This window comes from Candidatus Aquicultor sp. (assembly GCF_054640775.1).
In genome coordinates this window covers 1-4,992 of sequence record NZ_JBTSLF010000178.1, presented here as the reverse complement: position 1 = coordinate 4,992, position 4,992 = coordinate 1, and the positions used below count along the sequence as shown (strand labels likewise).

5 protein-coding genes are annotated in these 4,992 nt (G+C 49.7%); 1 reads left to right on the top strand and 4 read right to left on the bottom strand.

All coding sequences use genetic code 11. The annotated features are described in order from the left end of the window. The coding region (locus tag ACYC56_RS12135; protein ID WP_461374442.1) for a PAS domain-containing protein at nt 1–707 on the bottom strand (707 nt) is incomplete at its 3' end. Nucleotides 708–938: 231 nt separating this feature from the next. On the opposite strand from ACYC56_RS12135, the gene ACYC56_RS12130 reads away from it, so the two are divergent. Next, nucleotides 939–1,202: a hypothetical protein gene (locus tag ACYC56_RS12130; protein ID WP_461374441.1), complete on the top strand. Its 264-nt coding sequence runs from the start codon at nt 939–941 to the stop codon at nt 1,200–1,202. Nucleotides 1,203–1,286: 84 nt separating this feature from the next. On the opposite strand, the gene ACYC56_RS12125 is transcribed toward ACYC56_RS12130, so the two are convergent. The 3 genes from ACYC56_RS12125 to ACYC56_RS12115 form a co-directional block, all read right to left on the bottom strand. Then, nucleotides 1,287–2,423 (bottom strand): THUMP domain-containing class I SAM-dependent RNA methyltransferase, encoded by a 1,137-nt coding sequence (locus ACYC56_RS12125; RefSeq protein ID WP_461374440.1) that lies wholly within the window; start codon nt 2,421–2,423, stop codon nt 1,287–1,289. A gap of 211 nt (nt 2,424–2,634) precedes the next feature. Next, nucleotides 2,635–4,119 carry a methyl-accepting chemotaxis protein gene (locus tag ACYC56_RS12120; RefSeq protein ID WP_461374439.1) on the bottom strand — a complete coding sequence of 495 codons (1,485 nt, stop codon included), beginning with the start codon at nt 4,117–4,119 and terminating at the stop codon, nt 2,635–2,637. Between the two features lie 234 nt (nt 4,120–4,353). Further along, nucleotides 4,354–4,743: a hypothetical protein gene (locus tag ACYC56_RS12115; RefSeq protein ID WP_461374438.1), complete on the bottom strand. Its 390-nt coding sequence runs from the start codon at nt 4,741–4,743 to the stop codon at nt 4,354–4,356. Between the last annotated feature and the right edge of the window lie 249 nt (nt 4,744–4,992).

Here is a 4,992-nt window from a genome sequence, read left to right as displayed (position 1 = left end):
ATAATATCGGCGCGCGCCACAACCGGAATCTCGCGCATATTGCGATTCTTAATCATGACCTCTGCGCCCATGATCGGTTCTTCGTTGATCATACACGCCTTCACCGCACAACCCGTATCGCAGATGTTCGAGTTGAAAATATCGCGGCACCTCTTACCGATTGCCTCTTGCTTCGAATAACCCGTTAGCTTCTCAGCGGCGTCATTGAAGTAGGTTATCTTTCGTTCGGTATCGGTAGTAAATATCGCATCGTAAATCCCGGCGCGGCCTCGTGCCGCTTCTGCCGCAACCAACGCCTCGCGCTTTTTCTCTTCGGTTACATCGCGCATAGTCTCCATGCCGCCGATGATGTTGCCGGAACTATCTTTGACCGGGGCGCCGCTCGCTATAATCGTAACCGGCTCACCGTTTCGCTTCCGGATGATGACTTCCGCACCTCTAATGCTGCTATCAGTCGCCATGCAGTGCTTGATGGCGCATCCACTATCGCAGATGTTAGATCTGAATACATCGTGGCACTTCATCCCTTTCGCTTCTTCTGGTGAATACCCGGTAAGCTCGGCGACGGCATCGTTAAAATATGTGATATTTAAGTCCTTGTCCGCCACGAAAAGCGGGTCGGGGATACCTGCTAGAAGCGATACTGAATCCTCGGTCTCCTTGCCTTTGTCCTTTGCTTCCGACTTCTTTGACAACAACCTTTTCATCCCTACAAACTCCTCTCGGCGATTATCAGATATCTATCAGATATTAAAGATAAAGAAGATAAACGAGAATGCTGCAAAACTCGTAAGCAAGAACGATACTTTCCCGTTATTGTACCGTCGTCATAAAAATCGAAAATAATTAGACATACTTTGTTATATTTTTAACATACTTGATTTTGCATACTACACGATATAATAAAGAAGGTTCTTTTATTAACCGATAAAAACTGTATGATAGCAGCCGAAATAAGCCAAAAATCGAATGTCGTCCCGAGCGCGGAAGAACTCCTTATTGAGGGGGCTTCGTTTAGCTTCCAGCTTAAAGAAAACGCTAAGCCGCTGTTCTTTTTAGTGATCATGGCGCTCGATGACAGCACGTTCCTCTGCAAGTCATTAAATAAAACCGCTGTTGCAGAAGGCCATATCTCGAGAAAAGAGATAATGGCGCTGTGCCCGGTTGGAACACAGGTTTGCGGATATGAAAACGCAGGATAAGCAGGCTATCTCCGATTACGTAAGAATGCGCGCTAAACCAAGCAGATTGCGCCGCGCGTAAAAAAAGCGTAAGGACCAAAGCGATTAGTACAGCTCGTACTTCAGGAGCCTCGACTCGATCGGCCCGTTATAGAGCACGATGCGCCGTGAGGCCTTAAGCCCGATATGCTTTGCGAGATCCGGATTGCCGGTAAAGACAAACCCCGTATATCCCTTGCATTTCTGCTTAAACACATCACCGATGGTTTTATAGAGTGATTCGAGTTCTTCTTTCTGCCCGAGTCGCTCCCCGTACGGGGGGTTGACGATTATTACGCCGGGTCCCGGCGGTGGCTCCAGGTCATTAATGTCCTTGCGGATAAACGGCACAAAGGGCCCCACCGTTGCCGCCCTCGCGTTCTCCATAGCAGCACCGATTGCCCTGCCCGAGCTATCGTATCCGCGAATGGAAGCCTGTGGTTTTGGCTTTCGCACCGCTTCGGCCTCGTTTACCAGGCGGTCCCACAGGTTCTTGTCGAAATTCAACCAGTGCTGAAAACCAAAGGTCTTGCGGATGAGTCCCGGGGCGATATTCGCTGCTTTGAGGGCCGCTTCAATGACGATCGTTCCCGAGCCGCACATCGGGTCGATAAACGGGCTTTTCATATCCCATTCCGTGAAACCCACCAACGCCGCGGCGAGCGTCTCTTTTAATGGTGCCTCTAAGCCGGCAGTCCTATATCCCCTTTTGTGCAGGCTCTCACCCGATGTATCCAGGCTAAGCGTGCAATAGTTGCGGTCGATGTGAACGTTTATTCTAAGATCGGGGTTCTCAGGGTCAACGCTCGGCCGCGACCCGGTTTTCTCGCGAAGCTGGTCGACTATCGCGTCTTTCGTCTTAAGGGCCGCGTATTTTGAGTGTTTCATCGCTGACGAGCGAACATTTGCATCGACCGCCAGCGTCATCTTTGATGTAAGATGACGGCGCCAATCGATCTTGCGCACACCATCATAAAGCGCCTGCTCGGAGGGACAATTAAACTCTCGCAGCGTCATGAGCACCCGGTTTGCCGTACGCAACCATAAGTTGGCCTTGTAAGCGGCTTCAAGCTCACCGGAAAACCTTACGCCGCCGGTCTCCTCGACGACGTCCCTCATCCCAAGTGCGCGCAGCTCTCCGGCAAGAACCGGCTCGACCCCCTTGGCCGCAGCTGTAAAAAACTTGTATCGATCCTTACTCATCCCAATACCTTATTCCTCGAATCATTTCTTGTAACCAAATAAGTGCGTTTTGAAGTCATATATATACCCTACTGATTGTATGTCGAGCGGAGACACCATTCAAGCAGTAAAAGCGCACTAAAAAAGGTGGGAGCTTTTATTCCCCCACCTTTATGTTTCTTTCGTGATGCTTCATGCGTACTTGATGCCCTATTTAACGCCCTTAAACCGCTTAAGCGATCTGATATTCATCGAGTAAGCTGTTAAGCGCGTTGGCCACCGCTGTAAGCTCCTGTATAGAAGCGGCGACCTGCTGTATAGTTGCGCTTTGCTCCTGAGCAGAGGCCGAGACCTGCTCGGCTGAGGCCGCCGATTCTTGCGAGGTTGCCGCAATCGCATTTACAGCTGAGACCACTTCGTCTGTGGCCGATGCGACTTCCTTGGTTTTAGCCTCGGTGTTTTCGGTAATCCCGCCGATCTTCTCCTGGATCTCCTTGATCAAATCACCGATCTCACCTGTCGCTTTAGCACTTCTCTCGGCCAACTTTCCGACCTCATCTGCGACCACAGCAAAGCCTTTACCATGCTCTCCCGCTCGGGCTGCCTCAATGGCTGCGTTAAGGGCAAGGAGGTTGGTCTGGCTTGCGATATCGTCGATGACTTCGATGATATCGTTGATGCCATTGGTTAAGTCTGCGATGCTTTTGGTCTGGTCTTCTGCGCTTTCCACCATGGCGTTGATCGATCTCGAGACATGCTCAACGGAATTTGTCGCTTGCGCGGCTGCATTTGATTGTTCGCTCGACCCGAGGGCTATCTGGCCGATAGCGGTCGCTACCTGAGTTGTGGTCGTCGTAATCTGGTCGGTATTGACGGATATCTCGTTAAACGAGGTATTGAGTCGCTCTGCAGACGATTTGATCTTCTCAAGCGTGCGTTTCTCCTGGCCGATATCCCGGATGATCTCCATGCCGCCGACTATCTTGCCATTCTTGTCCTGGATAATATCGGCTCTCGCCATTACCGGGATCTCTTGCATGTTTCTATCCTTGATGATGACCTCGGCGCCCATAATCGGCTGGCCCGAACTCATGCAGCCCTTAATCGCACATCCGTTGTCACAGATGTTGGAGTTAAAGATGTCATGACACTTCTTGCCGATGACTTCTGCCCTGAAGTAGCCGGTGAGTTTTTCTGCTGCACCGTTAAAATAGGTGATGTTTTGCTCGGTATCGGTTGCAAATATCGCATCGTAGATCCTGGCGTGAGCCCTGGCGGCCTCATGGTGGACCTGCCTTTCGCGCCTTTTCTCTTCGGTTATATCACGCATGGTCTCCATGCCACCGATGATAGTTCCGGCATCATCTTTAACCGGGGCGCCGTTCGCTATAATCGTAACCGGCTCACCGTTTCGCTTCCGTATAATGACTTCGGCACCGGTAATCGTGCTATCAGTCGCCATGCAGTGCTTAATCGCACATCCGTTGTCACAGATGTTGGAGTTAAAGATGTCATGACACTTCTTGCCGATCGCCTCTTCCGGCGAATACCCGGTAAGTTTCGCTACGGCATCATTAAAGTAGATGATATTCAAATCCTTGTCCGCAACAAACTGCGGGTCCGGTATTCCCGCTAGAAGCGACCGTGCACTAAATGAAGTGTTTTTCTCGGCCTTCTTCCCGTCTACTTTCTTCTTTGCGGATTTTCTTACCAACATGATATTTGCCCCCGTTTACGTCTATAGTGGTGATTCTTCAACACGCTCGGTTTTAGTAATTACCGTGTCTAATACGAACGCCGGTAATGTGACCGATGCAGCATTCATCGACAGTTTACTACATAATAAATATTCACTGATTATGGTGATAACCGGGCAATATCCGACGAAGTAATAATACATTTTGACAGAATATAGGTTAAAAATACCTTGGGGAGTATAGCAGATGGAGGCTTAGCCAGCTTTGAGTTGCTCGTCGGGGAGTGTGTCGCGGATGGTTTCTTGAGAGTCCTCTTTCTTCTTTAACTCCCTATCCCCTAAATAGCTCATAATGGCTAGCGTAAACGCTGCCGCAGACCAGAGAAGCATTGCACTGAAATCGGTTCTGGTCCCGATTAGAATCGCTATGAGACCGGCAAAAACAAACACGACCAATGAGACAGCCGGCATACTGAGCGAGAACACGCCTCCGAGTAAGAAGAGAAAGACCACGAAGAACCCGACCCATCCGCCGACGAATAAGCTGTCATCAGCGATACCCCGCGCGGTCACAACCGCTGCGCACGAATGAAACCCGAGCACTACCATTAAAGATAATGTTATTATCATGACCGCAGCCCTCACGCCGATCCTCTCCCATCTTCATAAACTCTAACGAGGCTCACCTAGTGCTTACCCTTATTTTTGTCTTACCTAACCTGCCTCTTATATTGCGGAAAATAACAAAGGGCCACTAGTGGCCCTTTGTTCTCGTCTTTGGCCTTTATCTAGATAAACCGCGTATTTTCACTTCTTTTTGCTCCAAATTTGTTTGGCCTATGTGCGTATTTTTGTTTTTTATGGGTATCTAGCGTTATTACTAGATGGGAGACG

What these genes read in the sequence shown, in the direction of transcription:
- ACYC56_RS12130 (WP_461374441.1), top strand. Translation starts at nt 939, where the DNA reads ATGATAGCAGCCGAAATAAGCCAAAAATCGAATGTCGTCCCGAGCGCG.
- ACYC56_RS12125 (WP_461374440.1), bottom strand. Translation starts at nt 2,423, where the DNA reads ATGAGTAAGGATCGATACAAGTTTTTTACAGCTGCGGCCAAGGGGGTC.
- ACYC56_RS12120 (WP_461374439.1), bottom strand. Translation starts at nt 4,119, where the DNA reads ATGTTGGTAAGAAAATCCGCAAAGAAGAAAGTAGACGGGAAGAAGGCC.